The sequence below is a fragment of the Mumia sp. ZJ1417 genome (assembly GCF_014127285.1).
Classification (GTDB): domain Bacteria; phylum Actinomycetota; class Actinomycetes; order Propionibacteriales; family Nocardioidaceae; genus Mumia.
Genome location: NZ_CP059901.1, coordinates 942,256 through 961,444, shown reverse-complemented (window position 1 = coordinate 961,444; position 19,189 = coordinate 942,256). Strand labels below are relative to the sequence as shown.

The window sequence follows — 19,189 nt, the reverse complement described above, 5'->3', positions numbered from 1 at the left end:
GCGCCTGCACCGTCGGGGTCGCGGCTACACACCGTGCCGAGACGCCCGGCGGCGTAGGTGTAGGTCGCCAGCGTTACCGCAGGCCGCCCAGCCACGACACGTTGGATGGTCGAAACCCGTCGAGCATCGCCGGTGCCGGTGTAGTTGACCTTGAGACCCCGACAACCCGTCTCCTGAACCGACGCCGTGCAGGTTGCGGCAGCCCCGGGTTCGGTTTCGGCGATCCAGGTGAGGAACCTGTCGTCATCGAACGTAAAGGTCGTCTCGGGCTCTTCCTCGGGTGTGTTGCTTGCCTCGAGCAGGACCCACGATCCGTCCTCGCCCTGCTCCCACACCGTCTCCGAGGACGGTGCCCGCGTCAACGTCACCGTGGCACCGTCGAGGGTGAGGCGGCTTCCGTCGTCGACACCGGCCGGTCGGAACTGCACAGGCCCGTTCGGTGCCGTCGGGTCGATGCCCGGGTCCACCGTTGTGAACATCTGGGACGCGCCGCCTGCGGTGACCAGCACGAAGGTACGGTCCTTGGCGCGGTGATCAAGCAACTCTGCAGTGGATTCGCCCGGGGCGAGCAGTGTGTCCGACCAGCCTGGTCCGAACGGCCCGGGCGTCGTGGTCGATCGGTCGAACGAGGAGAACGTGCGCCCCACTCCCGCCAACGTGTCGGTGGCGTCAGTCTCCATCAACGACATCTCACCCGTCAGCAGCGCCACCTGGGCCGGCCCGACCGCGGTCACGGGGAGGTTCGGGCCGAATGCATTGTCGACGAGCTGGACCTTCCGCGGCCCCGAGCACACCTGCGACGGCGTTCCCGCGTAGGTGAAGCACGCATTCAGCTCGATCAGGGCAGGCGCCTTGATCGCCGCCTTCGGCACCGCAGCGCTTGCGGGGTCTTCCTGCGCCGTTGCGTCCCACAGAAGCGCAGGTGAGGTCGACGCCGATCCGTCGCTGGCGTTCGTGACCGTTCCCAGCCACGGCTCACCATCGTCGGCGAGTCCCTGGACCGGATGCCACGCGGTTTGCCCCGAGTAGCGCCACGACAGTGCCGCTGTGGTGGCATTCGGGGGACCAGACACCTGCACGGCGAACATCGCTGTCGAGCGAGTGGAACTGCTGGGTGCAAGGAACGACGCGCCGCCGTACCCGAAGGTAAAGGTTGCCGTCGATCCGACATTGCCGGCCTTGTCAGTCGGGGTCACCGTCAGCTTGTGGGAGCCCTTCCCGGGAAGCCACGCCAGCGATGCGGCGCCGCCCGTTCCCGCAGACAACCGAGGCTTGGACACGCCGTCTAATGTGTACGCGAACGATGCAGTATCGCTGGCACCTGTTAGCGTAAACACGTTCGACGACGGCGTGTCCTGCCGCCATTGCCCATTTGTGAAAGCCGATGCGGTTATCGCTACCGCGGGCTTCGCGGTGTCGGTCGTGAAAGCCGTCGAGGCCGAGTATGCCTTCGAGCTCAGACTTCCGTCGTTGGCGCGCACCTTTACCGAGTAGGCGACGCCGTGAGCGAGTGTCCCGGCCGGGACCGTCACAGATGCGCTCGAACCAGACGCGACGTAGGCGGACGTCCCGGTCCACTTGAGTGTTGCTCCTTGGTAGACCTCGAAGATACCCCGCACGTTGCCACCGTTGGGGTCCGCCACCGTGGACCGAAGGGTCGGAGTGAGCAGTACCGAGTACCCGGACGAGCTTGCAGGCGAGGTCGTGACCGAAGGAGTTCCGGCCGTGTTTGGGTATGAGTTGTAGGTAACCGCCATCCGTGGGCGCGTATCGGGGTTAGAGTGCTCGCTGGAGCGGTACTTGCGCCAGGTGTAGTTGCTGGCCTCGTTGTCGGCGGCGACCCGGATGCCCCAGTTGGTAGACCCGTTGGCCCACGCCTGGACGATCGCGGTTGCATCCCAGGTCGCCTGGCTGCCGTCGGCGACACACGATGCTGAGTAGCCGTAGGCGGGCGAGAACGTACTCGAGCCGGTTGAGGTGACCGTCGGTTGGTTCGCCCAGGTCAAATCTGGGACTGACCAGGTCTCGGTGATGCGGCTGATCCGGATGGCCGAAGCTGTGCACGAGCCGGAGTACCAGTTCCGCATCTTGAACGTCGCCGAGACGATGTCCTGACCGGACCCGCCGTTGTCTGCCAGCATGCCGATGAACTTCACGAACGAGCGCGCCTTGTGACCGCCGGCGTCGTACGTGCCCGCCCGAAGCTCGCTCGAGCCGCCTTGGCTGGTGGTGTAGTCGGCGTTCTGGACCCAGGAGTCGCCGTTGGCGTAGCTGGTGTAGGACGGGTCCACCGTGACCGGATACTGGGTCGCCGGGTCGGACAGCCACGCCTCGTCGGGCGACAGCACCAGCGTCTGCTTCTCCTTGGCACCGCTGCCGCTGGTCTCAACGGCGGTCTCGACCGGCTCGACATTCGCCGGGAGCCCGTCGTGGCCTTCAGTGGCATCCCACATCAGCGGCTGCGGGGCGGTGACCACCTTCTTGCCGTCCGCCTTCAGCACCAGCGACCCGTTGGCCTTCTCAATCAGCTCACCCTCCGGGGTCTCCAGCGGGATCGGGATCTCCAACGGACCCGTCGGTGCCTCACGCAGCACAACCGAGTGCGAGAACCCCGTCGGCAAGGCCGTCACCACAAGATCGCCGTTCTCGACCGCGCCGGGATAGGTAACGATGTTGCCGTCCACGACCGGTTTCGGCAGCACCGTCGGCCACCCGAACGACGACCGGTTGCCGTCCTTGTCGGTCACCGTCGCGAACGTCTTGTCCCCGCCGTCGGAGAACACCACATCCGCCGACGCATACCGCGCCGCCAAACCCTCATTGTCGGCGGTCGCGACCACGTCCGTGTCGATGACGCGCCATGCCCCGGCGTCGTCGGCGACGCGGACAGGCCCCGACGCCGTCTCCGACGTCCACGTTCCATCCGGGTTCGCAAACACCTGCGCTGACTCGGTACGAGCGGACAGGTCCTCCACCGGTTCGCCAGTAAGCCGGGCGGTGACCGCCGCCGACACCGCATCCGGACGCTCCGTCACGCCGTCGCCGTCCGAATCCGACGCAGCCTTCGCTGGTGGTGGGTCCGCTGGAGCCGAAGGCTCAGCCGCCGCTGGCGACCCCGCCAGCAGTCCTGCAACCAGCGCCAGAGTCACAACCGCGACGACCAACGACGACCAACGACGACCAACGACATCAGGTACAACCTGCCGCATCATTCGCTACCCCGACGGCAGCATCACAGCCGCAAATCTCGCGGGCCGCTACAGTGGAACACCACTCCATCTGCCGGAACGTGACCAACCCGTGATAACCCGAGGCGCCCTTTCCAGACTCGTCGGCACGTTGTGGACCAAACTGCTCCGCGAGCGACGTTCGACTCCTGATGAAGGTCAACTCACCGGAGAGCGAGCGAACGCCCAGACCGCGATCGCGAATGCGGGCCCATGCCGACAAGAGCAGTGACGGCGCGCCACCGTCCGCTCAAGCGCTCCACGGGGACGGTGGCTGCGAAAGACGATCGCGCATGCAGCATTCGCGTGGAACACCCCCGGCCAGGGGATCGTCTTATCGCGTCGACCACGCTCGCTCGCACCAACCTCTCGACGCGACGATCCAGAAGAGAGCACCGACCCGAAGACCCAAGAGTCAATCAGATGGTCGCCCTCCTGACAGCCGCACCGCTGCGCCGCCAGCCAGTGCCGCCAGCGAGCACCGGCGGCAATTGTGGTGCGGTCCGCGAAAATGCCGCCCCCGGCCGCGCGGCGCCCCGGACGTAAGATGCGGCCATGACCGCCAGCGCGCACGGATCGAAGCTGCCAGGCCCACTCACCCCCGCCGCGGAGGCACCCGACCGCAACCTCGCCCTGGACCTCGTCCGGGTCACCGAGGCTGCGGCTATGGCTGCTGGACGCTGGGTCGGGCGGGGAGACAAGAACGGCGCGGACGGTGTCGCGGTGAACGCGATGCGGTCGCTGATCAACACCGTCGGCATGAGCGGCGTCGTCGTCATCGGCGAGGGCGAGAAGGACAACGCGCCGATGCTCTTCAACGGCGAGCAGGTCGGTGACGGCACCGGTCCGGCTGCCGACGTCGCCGTCGACCCGATCGACGGCACCACCCTGACCGCCAAGGGCATGCCCGGCGCCGTGTCCGTGCTCGCGGTCGCGCCTCGTGGGGCGATGTTCGACCCGTCCGCCGTCTTCTACATGGACAAGCTCGCCGTGGGCCCCGAGGCCGCCGACGTCATCGACATCCGCCTCCCGATCTCAGAGAACATCCGGCTGGTCGCCAAGGCCAAGAACCTCTCCGTCTCGTCGGTCACGGTCTGCGTCCTCGACCGACCGCGTCACTCGCAGCTCGTCGACGAGATCCGCGCGACCGGCGCCCGCATCAAGTTCATCTCCGATGGCGACGTCGCGGGCTCGATCTACGCGGCACGCCCTGGCACCGGCGTCGACATCCTCGCCGGCGTCGGCGGCACGCCGGAGGGGATCATCAGCGCCTGCGCGATGAAGGCCCTCGGCGGTGCGATCCAGGGCAAGCTCTGGCCGACCGACGACGAGGAGCGCCAGAAGGCCGTCGACGCCGGGCTCGACGTCGATGCCGTGCTCGGCACGGACGACCTCGTGAAGGGCGACGACTGCTTCTTCGTCGCGACCGGCATCACCGACGGCGAGCTGATGAACGGGGTCCGCTACGGCTCGGGCATCGCCGTCACGGAGTCGCTCGTGATGCGCTCGCGCTCCGGCACGTACCGCAAGATCATCTCCGAGCACCGCATGGAGAAGCTCAGGGCGTACGCCGCGATCGACTACGACGGCTGACACGCGATGCCCGTGCCCACAGCCCGGACGCTGGTCGTCGGCGAGGCGCTGGTCGACCTCACCGAGAGCCCGACGGGCCTCGTCGAGGCACGTCCGGGCGGTTCGCCGCTCAACGTCGCGGTGGGGCTGGCCCGGCTCGACGTGCTCACGACGCTCGCGGCGCAGGTCGGCGACGACGACGAGTACGGCGAGCTGATCCGCGACCACGTCGACGCCTCTGACGTCGACCTCCGCTCGCTCCCGCCTCACCACGGAGACACGTCTCTGGCTCAGGCGCGGCTCGACGCCGACGGTGTGGCCTCGTACCGGTTCGACCTCGCGTGGGACCCGACCGAGATGCCGAGCGCGAGCGACTTCGACCTCGTCCACGTGGGCTCGATCGGCGCGACGCTGCTGCCGGGTGCCGACGCGGTCGGTCGTCTCGTCGACGAGGCGTACGCGGCAGGCGTCGCGGTCTCGTACGACCCGAACGTCCGCCCCGCGATCACCCCGGACCTCACCGACGTACGGCGCCGGGTCGACCGGATCGTCGCCCGCGCGTCGTTCGTGAAGCTGAGCGACGAGGATGCGCGCACGCTGCGTCCGGACCTCGAGCCGTCCGTCTACGCCGACGAGATCGCGGCTTCCGGGCCACGGCTCGTGGTGCTCACCCGTGGCGGTGCCGGGGCTCGGTTGACCAGCGGCGACGTCTGCGTGGAGCTCGCCGCACCGCCGGTCACGGTCGCCGACACGATCGGCGCCGGCGACTCCTTCATGGCGGCGCTGCTCGCGGGCCTCGCCGTCCGCGAGTGGCTCGGACGGCCCTCGTACGACGCCGACGCCCTCACGTGGCTCGGGACGCTCGCGGCCCGCGCGGCAGCGATCACCTGCTCGCGGCCGGGCGCCGATCCCCCGTGGCGGCGGGAGCTGCTGCCTACGATGGAGGCGTGACCGAACGCCTCGCCACCCTCGACAGCGGGATCACCCTCGCGTACGAGACCTTCGGTGACGCTCACGATCCCGCCCTGCTCCTGATCATGGGACTGGGATGCCCGATGAACTGGTGGCGGACCGAGTTCTGCGAGGAGTTGGCGGCCCGGGGATTCCACGTGATCCGGTACGACAACCGTGACACCGGGCGCTCGACGCGTCTCGACGACCGACCGGTGACCCGCCGGCAGGTCGCGGCCACGGCTGCGGGGTCGCGCCGCCACGTGCCGTACACGTTGTCCGACCTCGCGGACGACGCCGTGGGGCTGCTGGACGCGCTCGGCATCGACGCCGCGCACGTCGTCGGTCAGTCGATGGGTGGGATGGTCGCGCAGACGATGGCGATCGAGCACCCGGACCGCGTCCTCTCCCTGACGTCGATCATGTCGACGACGGGCCGCCGCACGGTCGGGTGGCAGCACCCCCGACTCGCCGGCATGCTGCTCGCGACCGGCGGCGTGGGCGAGGACGGCTACGTCCGCCAGTCGATGCGCAGCGCGCGGGCGATCTCGAGCCGCCTCTACGGCCTGCCGCCCGCTGCGGTCGAGGAGCGCGCCCATGAGACGTACGGACGCGGCTGGTCGATCCAGGGCACGATGCGGCACATGCTCGCGGTGTTGACCCAGCCCGACCGCACCCACGCCCTCGGCGACGTCCGTGTGCCGACGCTCGTGATCCACGGGGGCGCCGACCGGATGGTCGACCCGTCAGGGGGCCGCGCGACCGCGGCCGCCGTACCGGGTGCGATGCTCCTGATGGTCCCCGGGATGGGGCACGAGATCCCGGTGGCGCTCGAAGGTCTCTTCGCCACCGCCATCGCCCGCAACGCACGGAGGTCCCATGCACACACGCGGTGACGCGGTCGTCCGGCGACGCGAGGACGGCGCGCTCGAGCTGCGGGTCAACGGCGTGTTCGTCATGGACGACGTCGAGACCACCTCGGAGCGCCTCCTGGCCCGCGCCGCGCTCGCCGGGTGCGCCGACCCCAGGCACGTCGTCGTGGGCGGGCTCGGCATGGGCTTCACGCTCCGCGAGATCCTCACCGACCGCCGCGTCAAGCAGGTCACCGTCGCCGAGCTGGAGTCCGCGATCCCCGCGTTCATGCGCGAGGGCACGCTGCCGGGCGCCGACCTGCTCGAGGACCGCCGGGTCGCCCTGCGCGTCGACGACGTCCAGGCCGTGGTGGCCGCGTTGCCCGAGCGGAGCGTGGACGTGATCCTGCTCGACGTCGACAACGGGCCCAACTTCCTCGTTCACGACACCAACGCCGCCGTGTACGAGGCGCCGTTCGTGGCGACCTGCGCGGCGCGCCTGCGCGAGCGCGGCGAGCTATGCATCTGGTCGATGGACGACTCCGCTCCGGTGCGCGAGGCGCTGACCGCCTCCTTCGCCCACGTGTATGCCGAGCGGGTCCCCGTACGGCTGCAGGGACGCGAAGAGGCGTACTGGCTGCTGCGGGGGCGGGTCCCCCGCCGTTGAGCCCATGCCGTACGGATAATCTCGGCCCATGAGCACTGAGACCGAGTACCGCATCGAGCGCGACACCATGGGCGAGGTCAAGGTGCCCGCCAACGCGCTCTACAAGGCCCAGACGCAGCGCGCCGTCGAGAACTTCCCGATCTCCGGCAGCACTCTGGAGCCGCAGCACATCCGCGCGATCGCGCTGGTGAAGCTGGCCTGCGCCAAGGCGAACGCCGAGCTCGGCGTCATCGACCAGGACGTCGCCGACGCCATCATCGCCGCCGCGCAGGAGGTGGCCGACGGCAAGCACGATGACCAGTTCCCGATCGACGTCTTCCAGACCGGGTCCGGCACGTCGAGCAACATGAACATGAACGAGGTCATCTCGACGCTCGCGACCCGCAGCCTGGGTCGCGACGTCCACCCGAACGACCACGTCAACGCGTCGCAGTCGTCCAACGACACCTTCCCGACGTCGATCCACGTCGCCGCCACCGAGGCCGCGACGAACGACCTGATCCCGGGCCTCGACCACCTCGCGGCCGCGTTCGAGGCGAAGGCCTCGGAGTGGGCCGCGATCGTGAAGTCCGGCCGCACGCACCTCATGGACGCGACGCCGGTGACCCTCGGCCAGGAGTTCGCCGGGTACGCGGCGCAGATCCGTCGCGGCATCGAGCGCGTCCGGTCGGCGCTCCCCCGCGTCGCGGAGGTCCCGCTCGGTGGTACGGCGGTCGGCACCGGCATCAACACGCCGGCCGGCTTCCCGCAGCGCGTCATCGCGATCCTCGGCGAGGAGACCGGTCTGCCGCTGACGGAGGCGGTCGATCACTTCGAGGCGCAGGGCGCGCGCGACGGTCTCGTCGAGCTCTCCGGCCAGCTCCGTACGATCGCGGTCAGCCTCATCAAGATCAACAACGACCTGCGGTGGATGGGCTCCGGCCCGCGCACGGGCCTCGGGGAGCTGCAGCTCCCGGACCTGCAGCCGGGCTCGAGCATCATGCCGGGCAAGGTCAACCCGGTCGTCCCCGAGGCCGTGCTCATGGTGTGCTCACAGGTGATCGGCAACGACACCACGATCACGTTCGCCGGTCAGTCGGGTGCCTTCGAGCTCAATGTGCAGATGCCGGTGATGGCGCGGGCGCTGCTCGAGTCGATCCGCCTGCTCGCCAACTCCTCGCGCGTCCTCGCCGACAAGTGCATCGCCGACACGGTCGCCAACGAGGAGCGCTGCGCCGAGCTCGCCGAGTCGTCGCCGTCGATCGTGACGCCGCTCAACAAGTACGTCGGCTACGAGAACGCCGCCAAGGTCGCCAAGACGGCGCTCAAGGAGAAGAAGACGATCCGCCAGACGGTGCTCGACATGGGCTTCGTGGACGACGGCAAGGTCACCCTCGAGGAGCTCGACGCGGCGCTCGACGTCTTGTCGATGACGCACCCATGATCTGACTCGTACCGAGGCCTCAGTCCGTGAGGAGCGAGTCGACCTCGGCGGCTTCCCAGCGCAGGGCGTACGCGGGGCCGCGGACCGTGACGCCGCCGGCGAGGTCGACGTGCAGCGCATCGTCCGCGGAGGAGCCGAACGGGTCATCAGCGACGAGCATCCGAGGGATCCCCGTACGCCGGACGGTGATCTCCCGCAGGCCTGGGACCACCAGCAGCTCCGTGCGCTCCCGCCGTACGACACAGACCTGCGCCGGGCCCGACTCGGTCCCGCAGGCGAGGGTCCGCTCGTCGACGCCGAGGTTGGTGCTCCCGATCACCGTCCGTACGACCAGGAGGGCGGCCAGGGTCGCGAACGTGCCGAGGGCAGCGCCGAGCAGGAGGACGAGAGGTCGGGGCATGCCGCACAGTCTGGCGTGCGCGCCGACCCGGGAGGCGCAGAACCCGACCCGGGAGGCGCAGAACCCGACCCGGGAGGCGCAGAACCCGACCCGGGAGCGTCAGGAGATGCGGCGCGCGACCTGGTAGCCGTCGCGGTCGAGGGCGAGCTCCCACTCCGTCCCGGGGTGCTGGACCTCGGCGTACGCGACGGCGTCGGGCGCGGCCTGGCCCCACCCGGCATAGGCGTCGATCACCACCCAGTCAGGCACCGTGTCTCCGACCGTGCCGGTCCAGTAGACCGTCCGCCCCGTCGACAGGTGGGTGATGAGTCCGATGTCCGTCTCGACGCTCGCCCCCTCGGGGACCAGGTCGAGCACCTCCCGCGCGGCGGCGGCACGCGGGCTGGCCTCGTACGTCGCCGCGTCGGCGAGCTTGGCCAGCGGGAACTGCGAGACCAGCGCGAGCGCGACGGCAGCGGCCACTGCCGGGACGTGCGTGGCGTAGCGGCGCATCCAAGCCGGCGCACCGCCCTCGCGCAGCCGCACGATCGCGTCGAGCATCGCCGCGAAGACGATCGGCATGAGCACCAGGCCGTAGTGCCAGTCGGTGCCCCAGTAGTAGGGATTGTCGCCGACGAAGCGCCACAGCAGGGTCGGTCCCGCGACGAGCACCCACGGCGAGCGCAGCGCGAGGAAGCCGGTGACCCCGAAGGTCGCGATCAGCGTGGGCAGCTTGGCGTCCCACCCCGTCCAGAACGTCTCCCACGGACCTGGCCCAGCCTCCTCGCCCGCGCCGATGACGCTGACGTAGTCGTACCCGCCTCCGGGGTTCAACGCCGGGATGATCACGAACAGGGTGAGCAGGAAGCCGCCGAGCCCGGCCAGGGCGGTCGCCAGGCCGATCCTGCGGGCGCCCGACAGCGCGAGGGCGACGCCGACCGCTAGCACGGTGAGGCCGAGGTCCTCCTTGACGAGCAAGAGCGGCAGGGACCACAGCGCCGCGGCTCGCCAGCGCCGTTCGACGTACGCGATGCCGGCGAGCGCGAGGAACAGCGCGGCGAACGCGACCTCATGGAAGTCGACCCACACCGCCGAGGCGATGCCGAACGACAGCCCGTACGCGAGCCCGACGGCGAGACCACCTGCCGTGCCGAGCAGCCGTACGGCGCCGCGCGCGATCACCCAGACCGACAGCGCGACGAGCACCGCCTGGGCGACGAGCAGCGTCCGTCCGTCGGGGAACATCCGGTAGAACGGCGCCACGAGCGCGGTGATCGGCGAGAAGTGGTCGCCCAGGATGTGGTAGCCGGGGCCCTTGATGTCGACGATCGGCGCCTCGAGGCGCGAGTACGCGGCGATCGCCTGCTCGAAGATCGCGTTGTCCCATGACGGCGTCTCGTACCGGCCGAAGCGCAGCAGCGACAACGTCGCGTACGCCCCGCCGCACAGCACGGCGAGCACTGCGGGCCCGACCATGCCGAAGATCCCGGCACGCCTGCGCACGCCGGGGTCGTCGTCAGTCCTCGGGTCGCTCATGCCGTCACGTTATCCGCCGCGGCATGAGCCGCCGCCAGGAACCTCAGCTGGGTCGGGGCCATCCTCCGCCAGTAGCCGACGTCGTGACCGCCACGTTCGAAGTCGCCCGCAGGTCGTGTGTCGAAGCCCTCGACGAAGTCTCGCGTCGCGTCGTAGAACGGGTCGCCTCGCCCGCAGTCAACACGCAGACGGGTTCCCGCGAGGCTGCGTTGGCGCTTCATGACGCTCACGCGCGCGAAGTCCGCCGCGTCGTCATACGCACCCGGCGTGGTGTCGTCGTACGAGCGCCACAGTGCCGGGCTCATCACAGCGACCCCGGCGACGCGGCCGCGCCCGAGCGTCCGTGCGAGGTGCAGCGCGCCGAAGCCGCCCATCGACCAACCGGCGAGCCCGATCCGCTCAGTACGCAGCCCGCGGCGCTCCAGGAGCGGCAGCAGCTCGTCGATGACCATCGCGGCGGCGTCGTCGCCGTCGGCTCGGCGATGCCAGTACGACTCGCCTCCGTCGACGCTCGCGAGGGCGAACGGCGCCGCGCCGCCGCGTACCGCCGCGACGAGGAAGCGGTCCAGGCCGAGGTAGCGGCTGCTGAAGGCCGAGGCATGATCGTTGCCGCGGCCGTGGAGGACGACGGTGACAGGAAGGTTCTCGCGGTGCCCCGGTGGCCACGCGATCGCCCATCCGCACGACCGTCCACGGCGTGCCTTCGAAGCGAACGACCCTCCGATGACCTCACCGCCCTCGACGCGGGGTACCTTGCCGTCCGGCCCGTCGAGGACGTCGCGGCCGACCGCGAACGCGCCCGCGCCGGTCGCCGTCACCGCCACCGTGGCGCCGAGCCCGACGAGGAGTCTGCGGCGCGTGATCGGATGCGCCGGCGGACCGGCAGTCGGGAGGGACATACCGACATCGTGGTCCACCGCGGCGAGAGTGTCACCGGAAACACTGACCCGGGGGCGCCAGATACTGACCCGGGTTGGTCAGTACCAGCCGTTGCCTTGCTTGAACGACAGCGCCGAGCACGGCGTGCCGTACGCGTCCTTGATGTAGCCCAGGCCCCACTCGATCTGCGTGGCCGGGTTGGCCTTCCAGTCCTTGCCGGCCGAGGCCATCTTGGACCCGGGCAGCGACTGCGGGATGCCGTACGCGCTGGACGTCGGGTTGTCGGCGTTCCAGCGCCAGTTGCTCTCGCCGACCCACAGGCTGTTGAGGCACGAGAACTGGCGCTGGCCGAACCCGAAGTCGGCGAGCATCGACCTGGCGATCTTGCGGGGATTCTTGGCCTGCATCTTGGCGATCCTGGCCTTCTCGGCCTTGCGCTTCTGTGCCGCCTTGGCGGCCTTCGCGGCCTTCTGCTTCTTGAGCTCTGCGGCCTTCTGCTTCTTGACGTCCGCGGCGGACGGCGTAGGCGCGGGCCGCTCGCCGGAGCGCGAGGTCTGGGGCTCGGCGCGGTCACCGGTCTCGCCGGACGACTCGCCCTTCAGCACCTCGAGGCCGCGGACAGACGCCACCTCGGCCTCGGGTGGAGCCGCCGTGGCTCCGGCGACGGCACCACCGACGAGCGCAAGCGTCGCCAGCGCGGACAGGGTGACCGCGATGCGGGCTCGCGGGGTACGCGCACGAGTCAGAAGACGGCTCGCGAGCGGGGCCCGTGCGGCTTTTCGGCGCGCACGGGTATAGGGGGATGACACGCTATGTCCTCCGGGGGAAAGGAATGGACGCGGATTTACCCAGCGTGCGACGAGATCAAACCGTAATCAACCGGACAACTCGCCTAAACTCCCGCAGATGCGGCCCTGACCTGCGCAAACGGACTTTCCTGAGAATCGTACGGGCGGGCGCGTGGACCCGGCCTACCCCTCGTCGGTCGGCGCCGCGTGCCCGCCCGCCGCGGAGGCAGGACGTGCGGCCCCGGCATCGCCGTCGCCACCGCCCTGCGGCCGCAGCATGAGATTCTCGCCGGTCTCGGGATCGAAGAGGTGGAGCTTCCTCACGTCCATCACGAGCTCGGCATCATCGCCCTCACGAATCCGGGTGGTGGGCTCGAGCGTCACGACGATCTGCTGCTGCATCTTCTCGCCGTCGAGGTCCTTCGCCAGCTCGTCCAGCGTCGTGCGGACCTCCGGCGGTGCCTCGAACGGGATGTAGGCGTACTGCTCGTTGCCCAGCCACTCGACGACGTCCACGCCGGCGGTGAAGCGCACTCCGCCTTCGGGAGCACGCGATGCGGAGGCGTCGGTGAAGTGCTCAGGCCGGATCCCGCCGATGAGCAGCTCGCGACCCTTCGTCGCCTCCGCCATCTCGGGCGGCATCGTGAACGACACGAACGGCAGCTCGAGCTGGTCGCCCTTCGGCCTGGCGGGGAGCATGTTCATCGGCGGCGACCCGATGAAGCCGGCAACGAACAGGTTGACCGGGTTCTCGTAGAGCTCACGCGGCGTCGCGACCTGCTGCAGCACGCCCTTTTTGAGCAGCGCGACCCGGTCGCCGAGCGTCATCGCCTCGGTCTGGTCGTGGGTCACGTAGACGGTCGTCACGCCGAGCTTGCGCTGGAGCCGCGCGATCTCGGTCCGCATCTGGCCGCGCAGCTTCGCGTCGAGGTTCGACAGCGGCTCGTCGAAGAGGAACGCCTGGGCATCGCGGACGATCGCTCGCCCCATCGCGACGCGCTGACGCTGGCCGCCGGACAGGTTCGCTGGCTTGCGTTCGAGGAACTCGGTGAGTTCCAGCGTCTCTGCAGCATCGCGCACCTTCTTGTCGATCTCCTCGTTGGAGCTGCCCTTGTGCAGGCGCAACGGGAAGGCGATGTTCTCGTAGACGTTCAGGTGCGGATAGAGCGCGTAGTTCTGGAACACCATGGCGAGGTTGCGATCGCGCGGCGGGAGGTCGTTGACCCGCTTGCCGTCGATGAGCATGTCACCGGAGGTGATCTCCTCGAGCCCGACGATCATCCGCAGCAGCGTGGACTTGCCGCAGCCGGACGGACCCACGAGGATCACGAACTCGCCATCGGCGATCTCGAGGCTGACGTCGCGCACGGCCGGAGCATTGTCCCCGTACTGCTTGACGATGTTCTTCATCTCGATGGTGGCCATGGGTCAACCCTTCACTGCACCGGACGTGAGGCCGGAGACGATCTTGCGCTGGAACAGGAGGACGATGATGAAGATCGGGACGGTCACGACGACCGAGGCCGCCGCGATCGCCGCGATCGGCTGGTCGAACTGTGACGCGCCGGTGAAGAACGCCAGCGACGCCGGGACGGGGATCGCTCGGGTCGTCGATGTCAGGGATATGCCGAACACGAAGTCGTTCCACGCGAAGAAGAACGTGATGATCGCGGCCGTGAAGACGCCGGGCGCCGCAAGAGGAACGATGACCTTGCGGAAGGCCTGCCACGACGTCGCCCCGTCGACCTGGGCCGCTTGCTCCATCTCCCACGGGATCTCGCGGAAGAACGCCGAGAGGACCCAGATCGACATCGGGAGCGTGAAAGAGAGGTAGGGGATGATCAGGCCGAGCCAGGTGTCGTAGATGCCGATCGCGCGCCACATGTCGAACAACGGGCCGACTAGCGCGACGACCGGGAACATCGCGATCGCCAGAGCCATCGAGAGCACGAACTTCTTGCCCCGGAACCGCAGCCTCGCGATCGCGTACGCGGCGAAGGTCGCCAGGACCACCGAGATCGTCGTCGCGATGACCGAGATGCCAAACGAGTTGATCAGCGCGTGCTGGAACAGGTCGAACTTGAAGACGGTCTCGAAGTTGTCGAACCCCGGGTCGTGCGGCAGGAACCCGCCCTGGTTGACGTCGGCGTTGCCGCCCTTGAGGGACAGCGAGACGAGGTAGACCACCGGAGTCAGCGTGTAGAGCACGATGAGCTCCGCGCCCAGGATCGATCCCCACGAGATCTGCGGGGCCTTCTCACCGAGCAGCAGCCCGACCGCACCGGTGATCACGAAGACGGTGCCGGTGATCAGCCACAGCCACAGGTCGGGCCGCTCGATGAGCCACAGCCCGGCTCCGGCGAAGAGCAACCCGATCAGGATCGCGACCAGCGACCACAGCACGCGGGCCTTGCGACGCGGTGACATGTCAGTCTCCCCTCACCTGGCTCAGGTCCACCCGGAACACCTTCATCAGTCCGAACGCGATGATCAGCACGGAGAGGAACAGCAGCACGGACATGGCCGACCCGAGGCCGAGCTCGACGCGTTGGATCATCGCGTTGTAGACCAGACCCGACGGTGGAGCGGTCCCGTTCGCGAAGCCGGTCATGATGAACGGGCTGTCGAAGATGCGGTAGGCGTCGAGCGCCCGGAAGAGCACGGCGACCATGATCGCGGCGCGCATCGACGGCAGGATGACCTTCCGGAGACGCTGCCACCACGTCGCGCCGTCGACGGTCGCCGCCTCGATCGCGTCGTTCGGGACCTGCGAGAGGCCGGCGAGCAGGAGCAGGGACACGAACGGCGTCGTCTTCCAGATCTCGGCCAGGCAGATGACGAAGATCGACCCCCAGAAGTCGTCGAACATGTTGGTGCCGGGGTCCAGGTGAAGCCACTGGTTGACGAACCCGGTCGTCGGTTGGAACGCGTACAGCCACGCGTACGCCGAGACGACGGTGATGATCCCGTACGGGACGAGGATCGACGCCCGGACGATCCCGCGGGCGACGAGGATGTTGTTCATCACCATCGCGAACCCGAAGCCGATCACCAGCTCGACGGCCACAGTGACGACCATGATGAACACCGCCACTCCTACCGCGCGCCACCATAGCGAGTCCGACAGGACCACTCCATAGTTGGAGATCCCGACGAACTCACGGTTGTCGGGGTCGGTCAGCCGGTAGTTGAACAGCGAGAGATAGAGGGCCCGCAGCATCGGCCACGCGGTCACCAGCAGCATCACCGCGACGGCAGGGCCGGCAAGCTTCCAGCCGAGCCGGTTCTCGGCGCTCTCGGGCGTACGGGTCTTCGTCCGCCGCTCCGTGGCTGCGTGTTTCGGCTCGTCGGTCGTGGTCGCCATCGTCATCGCCTCCTGCTTCCCGCCGCGCCCGTCACAGAAGTGCCTTGCCCTGCAAGACGTCCTCGATGTATTGCTGCGACTCGGCAGGGGTGGTGTCCGGATCGACCGACGACGGCGGGTGCCAGCTCGAGTAGAGCGCAGTGCTGATGTCGCTCCAGTACGGCGTCAGCGGCCGCGGCGCAGCGGCGTCGATGCTCTCGCGCCACAGGGCAGCCATCGGGAACGCCTTCTGCATCTCCGGGTCGTCGTAGACCGCCGACCGCGCCGGCTGGTTGCCGGACGCCATCGCGTAGGTCTTCTGGCTCTCCTGCGAGGTCAGGCACGCCGCAGCGTCGTAGGCGAGCTCGGGGTGCTTGCCGTAGCGGGAGACACCGATGTTGATGCCGCCGTACGGCGGTCGGCTCTCGTCGCTGTCGGTGGTCTGCGGGTAGCGGGCCCAGCCGATGTCATCCTTGAACGGGGCGACGTTGGGATCGGAGTAGACGTACGTCCAGTTGACGAGGAACCCGCCGTTGGCCGCCGAGAACGATGCCACCGTGCCGCCCTCGTCCGCGTTCGACAGCGCGGGCGGCGCGGCCGACGAGTTGCCGAGCTTGGAGACGATCTCCGCAGCGTCCTTGCCGGCAGGGCTGTCGATGGTGATCTTCGCGTCCTTGCCCGCCTCGGGGTCCTCGACGATCTGACCACCCGCGCCCGAGACGAGGGCGTTGATCCAGACCGAGTAGCCCTCGTACCGCTTGGCCTGCACGCTGACGGTGGTGCGGGTCTCCTCAGCGGCGTCGATGACCTGGTCCCAGGTCACCGGCTGGGTCATGTCGAGCCCAGCCTTCTCGGCGACGGACTTCCTGTACCAAAGCACCTGGGTGTTCGACCAGAGCGGCACCGCAACCAGGTTGTCGTCGTACGTCGCCGCCGCGACGGCGCCGTCGAGCATGCCCTCCGAGAGGGTGGTCTGCTGCTCCTTGGGCATCGTCTCAAGGAAGCCGGCATTGGCGAACTCCGCGGTGAACGCCGGGTCGAGGCTCATCAGGTCGATCGACGTGTCCTCTGCCGCGAGGCGTCGGACGAGCTGCTCGCGCTGCTGCGACGCGTCGTTCGGCAGCAGCTCCACCTTGATGTCATAAAGGCCGTCGGACTCCTCGCTGCACTTCAGTGCGAGGTACGCCTGACCACCCGGAGCTTGCTTGCCGTCCTCACCCGTGACGTACGGCTCGAGGTTAGAGACGTCCGGGTTGATGTACCAGGTGAGCGTCGGTGTGTCCCCGCTCGACTCGCCGCCGCACGCGGCCAGTCCTGCTGCCGTGCCGACCACGGCGACGGCAGCCGCCAACCGCCGCCCAGCCTTCGTCCCCATCGACTGCTCCCGTCCGTTGATGCGTCCTGGGACGCCTGACGTACGTGACCTCTCACACTGAACCACAGCGGTGGGACTCGTGCAGCCCGACACGGCGCTACAAGGCGGGGTCTTCGAGCATCTCCGTGACGAGCGCCGCGACCGGCGAACGCTCCGACCGCGTGAGCGTGACGTGGGCGAACAGCGGATGGCCCTTGAGCTTCTCGACCACGGCCACCACCCCGTCGTACCGTCCGACCCGCAGGTTGTCGCGCTGGGCGACGTCGTGGGTGAGGACGACACGCGAGTTGGCCCCGATGCGCGACAGGACGGTGAGCAGCACGTTGCGCTCGAGCGACTGCGCCTCGTCCACGATCACGAAGGCGTCGTGCAGCGAGCGGCCGCGGATGTGGGTCAGCGGGAGGACCTCGAGCATCCCGCGGTCGATAACCTCCTCGACGAGGTCACCGGACGTGACGGCGCCGAGCGTGTCGAACACGGCCTGTGCCCACGGCCCCATCTTCTCGGCCTCGGAGCCCGGCAGGTAGCCGAGGTCCTGACCGCCGACGGCGTACAACGGCCTGAATACCACGACCTTCTTGTGCATCCGCCGCTCCATCACGGCCTCCAGACCGGCGCACAGCGCGAGCGCGGACTTGCCCGTACCGGCGCGCCCACCCATCGAGATGATCCCGATCTCGGGGTCGAGCAGCAGCTCGAGAGCGACTCGCTGCTCGGCCGAGCGGCCGTGCAGCCCGAACGCCTCACGGTCGCCGCGGACGAGCTTCACACGCTTGTCCGGAGTGACCCGTCCGAGGGCGCTCCCCCGCTCGGACAGCAGCACCAGACCGGTGTGGCACGGCATGTCCAGCGCCTCTTCGAGGTCGACGAAGCCGCCCTCGTACAGGACGTCCACGTCGGCGCCGGCGATCTCGAGCTCGGCCATGCCGGTCCAGCCTGACTCCAGCGCGAGCTCGGCGCGGTACTCCTCGGACGTGAGCCCGACGGCCGAGGCCTTGACCCGCATCGGCAGGTCCTTGGAGACGAGCGTGACGGCGTTGCCCTCGTCCGCCAGGTTTTTGGCGACCGAGAGGATCCGCGTGTCGTTGTCGCCGAGCCGAAAGCCCGACGGAAGCGCGCCCGGGTCGGTGTGGTTGAGCTCGACACGGACCGTGCCCCCCTCGTCGTTGACGAGCAGCGGGCTGTCGAGGGTGCCGTGGCGGACCCGGAGGTCGTCGAGGAGCCGCAGCGCAGCGCGCGCGAAGTAGCCGAGCTCGGGATGCGCCCGCTTGTCTTCGAGCTCGCTGATGACGACGATCGGGACGACGATCTCGTGCTCGGCGAAGCGGGTCAGCGCCCGGGGATCGGCGAGAAGCACGCTGGTGTCGATCACGTACGTCCGGCGCTGAGCGGAGGTCACACTGTCTGCAGCCACGACTGTCTCCTCGTCACGAGCCCACGCGCATCCCCGCGTCGGCTCACTCTCTCGCAGATGGAGCCGGGACGAGGGCGGCGGACCCGGGGGCGGGACCACCTCCGTCCGCGCGCACCGAAGCCGTGACGACGCCTGTGACGGCGTGCGCTCCGAACGATCGATGATGCACGGTCGGGCCTCCCGGTGCCGGTGGGATGTGGGCCCGCCGACGAGACGACCGTACGACCGACGCGCGTGTGTTCTGTTGCGACACGCCACCGAAGCGATGAACGTCTGGTTACGCGGTCGGGGCTCGGCACGCGCGCCGGGTGAGGCGTCGTACGAGGCTCCAGACCAGGACGGACGTGGAGAGTGCGGCGAGCGCGAGCCCACCCCACTGATACCAGGGGGCGCGGGTACGGGCGCGGTCCAGGCGGGCCGCCGTCTCGTCGGTGTTCACGAACGCGGTGTGGCCGGTGGGGTCGAAGATCACGGGCACCGTCGAGCCGAGGTCGGGGAGGTCGTCGGGGTTTCGTGCGCAGCCGCTGGTCAGCCGGCGGCTCCGCTCCCCGTCCGGGTAGGTGTAGACGGCGCACTGGACGGTCACCATGCGTCGGCGGGCTGCCTGCTGGCGCTCCTGCGTCCCCGTCATGGTGCCGGTCGCGGTGACACCGTCACCCGCCCGCAGCCGCGCGAAGTCGTCGGCGTCCCGGTTGGCGATCTCCACCGACGAGCTGCTCGTGCTGAGCCAGAAGACGAGACCGCCGAGCACACCGAGGACAACCAGCACGCCCCCTGACCGCGG

17 protein-coding genes and 1 pseudogene are annotated in these 19,189 nt (G+C 69.1%); 7 read left to right on the top strand and 11 right to left on the bottom strand.

Going from position 1 to position 19,189, the window contains the following annotated elements; genetic code table 11:
- Positions 1–636 precede the first annotated feature (636 nt).
- Entirely contained in the window at positions 637–816 is a 180-nt protein-coding gene (locus H4N58_RS20560; protein ID WP_243845015.1) for a hypothetical protein, read from the top strand.
- A gap of 231 nt (positions 817–1,047) precedes the next feature.
- Entirely contained in the window at positions 1,048–1,494 is a 447-nt protein-coding gene (locus H4N58_RS20555; RefSeq protein WP_243845016.1) for a hypothetical protein, read from the top strand.
- 311 nt (positions 1,495–1,805) lie between these two features.
- Here H4N58_RS20555 and H4N58_RS20900 read toward each other — a convergent pair.
- Positions 1,806–2,453: pseudogene (locus tag H4N58_RS20900) on the bottom strand (DNRLRE domain-containing protein); the annotation flags it as partial.
- Positions 2,454–3,782: 1,329 nt separating this feature from the next.
- Here H4N58_RS20900 and glpX point away from each other — a divergent pair.
- Genes glpX through H4N58_RS04580 form a run of 5 tightly spaced genes read left to right on the top strand, consistent with a single transcriptional unit; the run spans position 3,783 to position 8,691 of the window.
- A complete protein-coding gene (glpX, locus tag H4N58_RS04600) occupies positions 3,783–4,820 on the top strand; it encodes a class II fructose-bisphosphatase (protein ID WP_139087654.1) in 1,038 nt (345 codons plus the stop codon).
- 12 nt (positions 4,821–4,832) lie between these two features.
- The gene (locus tag H4N58_RS04595) at positions 4,833–5,750 is read left to right on the top strand and encodes a carbohydrate kinase (RefSeq protein WP_208322274.1); all 918 of its coding nucleotides are present in this window, start codon (positions 4,833–4,835) and stop codon (positions 5,748–5,750) included.
- Positions 5,747–6,646, top strand: a complete 900-nt coding sequence (locus H4N58_RS04590; protein WP_243842894.1) for an alpha/beta fold hydrolase — start codon at positions 5,747–5,749, stop codon at positions 6,644–6,646. The genes H4N58_RS04595 and H4N58_RS04590 overlap by 4 nt, the downstream gene beginning before the upstream one ends.
- A complete protein-coding gene (locus H4N58_RS04585; RefSeq protein ID WP_167001837.1) occupies positions 6,630–7,268 on the top strand; it encodes a spermidine synthase in 639 nt (212 codons plus the stop codon). Before H4N58_RS04590 ends, H4N58_RS04585 begins: the two co-directional genes overlap by 17 nt.
- A 28-nt stretch (positions 7,269–7,296) precedes the next feature.
- Positions 7,297–8,691: an aspartate ammonia-lyase gene (locus H4N58_RS04580; RefSeq protein WP_167248863.1), complete on the top strand. Its 1,395-nt coding sequence runs from the start codon at positions 7,297–7,299 to the stop codon at positions 8,689–8,691.
- Positions 8,692–8,710: 19 nt separating this feature from the next.
- On the opposite strand, the gene H4N58_RS04575 is transcribed toward H4N58_RS04580, so the two are convergent.
- From H4N58_RS04575 to H4N58_RS04530, 10 genes are all read right to left on the bottom strand, one after another.
- Positions 8,711–9,091 carry a hypothetical protein gene (locus tag H4N58_RS04575; RefSeq protein ID WP_167001833.1) on the bottom strand — a complete coding sequence of 127 codons (381 nt, stop codon included), beginning with the start codon at positions 9,089–9,091 and terminating at the stop codon, positions 8,711–8,713.
- Positions 9,092–9,190: 99 nt separating this feature from the next.
- Positions 9,191–10,606, bottom strand: a complete 1,416-nt coding sequence (locus tag H4N58_RS04570; RefSeq protein ID WP_167001831.1) for a DUF2079 domain-containing protein — start codon at positions 10,604–10,606, stop codon at positions 9,191–9,193.
- Positions 10,603–11,505: an esterase family protein gene (locus tag H4N58_RS04565; protein WP_167248864.1), complete on the bottom strand. Its 903-nt coding sequence runs from the start codon at positions 11,503–11,505 to the stop codon at positions 10,603–10,605. Before H4N58_RS04565 ends, H4N58_RS04570 begins: the two co-directional genes overlap by 4 nt.
- A gap of 78 nt (positions 11,506–11,583) precedes the next feature.
- Positions 11,584–12,294 (bottom strand): lytic transglycosylase domain-containing protein, encoded by a 711-nt coding sequence (locus H4N58_RS04560; RefSeq protein WP_167248866.1) that lies wholly within the window; start codon positions 12,292–12,294, stop codon positions 11,584–11,586.
- A 162-nt stretch (positions 12,295–12,456) separates the two neighbouring features.
- Positions 12,457–13,698 (bottom strand): ABC transporter ATP-binding protein, encoded by a 1,242-nt coding sequence (locus H4N58_RS04555; RefSeq protein WP_167001826.1) that lies wholly within the window; start codon positions 13,696–13,698, stop codon positions 12,457–12,459.
- Positions 13,699–13,701: 3 nt separating this feature from the next.
- Positions 13,702–14,700, bottom strand: coding sequence for a carbohydrate ABC transporter permease (locus H4N58_RS04550; RefSeq protein ID WP_167248868.1), 999 nt, complete (start codon positions 14,698–14,700; stop codon positions 13,702–13,704).
- A 1-nt stretch (position 14,701) separates the two neighbouring features.
- The gene (locus tag H4N58_RS04545; RefSeq protein WP_167001822.1) at positions 14,702–15,637 is read right to left on the bottom strand and encodes a carbohydrate ABC transporter permease; all 936 of its coding nucleotides are present in this window, start codon (positions 15,635–15,637) and stop codon (positions 14,702–14,704) included.
- A gap of 31 nt (positions 15,638–15,668) precedes the next feature.
- Complete coding sequence (locus tag H4N58_RS04540; RefSeq protein ID WP_167248870.1) at positions 15,669–16,991, bottom strand: extracellular solute-binding protein; 1,323 nt, start codon at positions 16,989–16,991, stop codon at positions 15,669–15,671.
- A 97-nt stretch (positions 16,992–17,088) separates the two neighbouring features.
- Complete coding sequence (locus H4N58_RS04535; RefSeq protein WP_167001818.1) at positions 17,089–18,405, bottom strand: PhoH family protein; 1,317 nt, start codon at positions 18,403–18,405, stop codon at positions 17,089–17,091.
- Between the two features lie 277 nt (positions 18,406–18,682).
- Complete coding sequence (locus H4N58_RS04530) at positions 18,683–19,174, bottom strand: DUF3592 domain-containing protein (RefSeq protein WP_167248872.1); 492 nt, start codon at positions 19,172–19,174, stop codon at positions 18,683–18,685.
- Positions 19,175–19,189 lie beyond the last annotated feature (15 nt).

Coding starts and splice junctions, on each gene's coding strand:
- glpX (WP_139087654.1), top strand. CDS start 3,783: ATGACCGCCAGCGCGCACGGATCGAAGCTGCCAGGCCCACTCACCCCC.
- H4N58_RS04585 (WP_167001837.1), top strand. CDS start 6,630: ATGCACACACGCGGTGACGCGGTCGTCCGGCGACGCGAGGACGGCGCG.
- H4N58_RS04580 (WP_167248863.1), top strand. CDS start 7,297: ATGAGCACTGAGACCGAGTACCGCATCGAGCGCGACACCATGGGCGAG.
- H4N58_RS04575 (WP_167001833.1), bottom strand. CDS start 9,091: ATGCCCCGACCTCTCGTCCTCCTGCTCGGCGCTGCCCTCGGCACGTTC.
- H4N58_RS04570 (WP_167001831.1), bottom strand. CDS start 10,606: ATGAGCGACCCGAGGACTGACGACGACCCCGGCGTGCGCAGGCGTGCC.
- H4N58_RS04565 (WP_167248864.1), bottom strand. CDS start 11,505: ATGTCCCTCCCGACTGCCGGTCCGCCGGCGCATCCGATCACGCGCCGC.
- H4N58_RS04555 (WP_167001826.1), bottom strand. CDS start 13,698: ATGGCCACCATCGAGATGAAGAACATCGTCAAGCAGTACGGGGACAAT.
- H4N58_RS04550 (WP_167248868.1), bottom strand. CDS start 14,700: ATGTCACCGCGTCGCAAGGCCCGCGTGCTGTGGTCGCTGGTCGCGATC.
- H4N58_RS04545 (WP_167001822.1), bottom strand. CDS start 15,637: ATGGCGACCACGACCGACGAGCCGAAACACGCAGCCACGGAGCGGCGG.
- H4N58_RS04540 (WP_167248870.1), bottom strand. CDS start 16,991: ATGGGGACGAAGGCTGGGCGGCGGTTGGCGGCTGCCGTCGCCGTGGTC.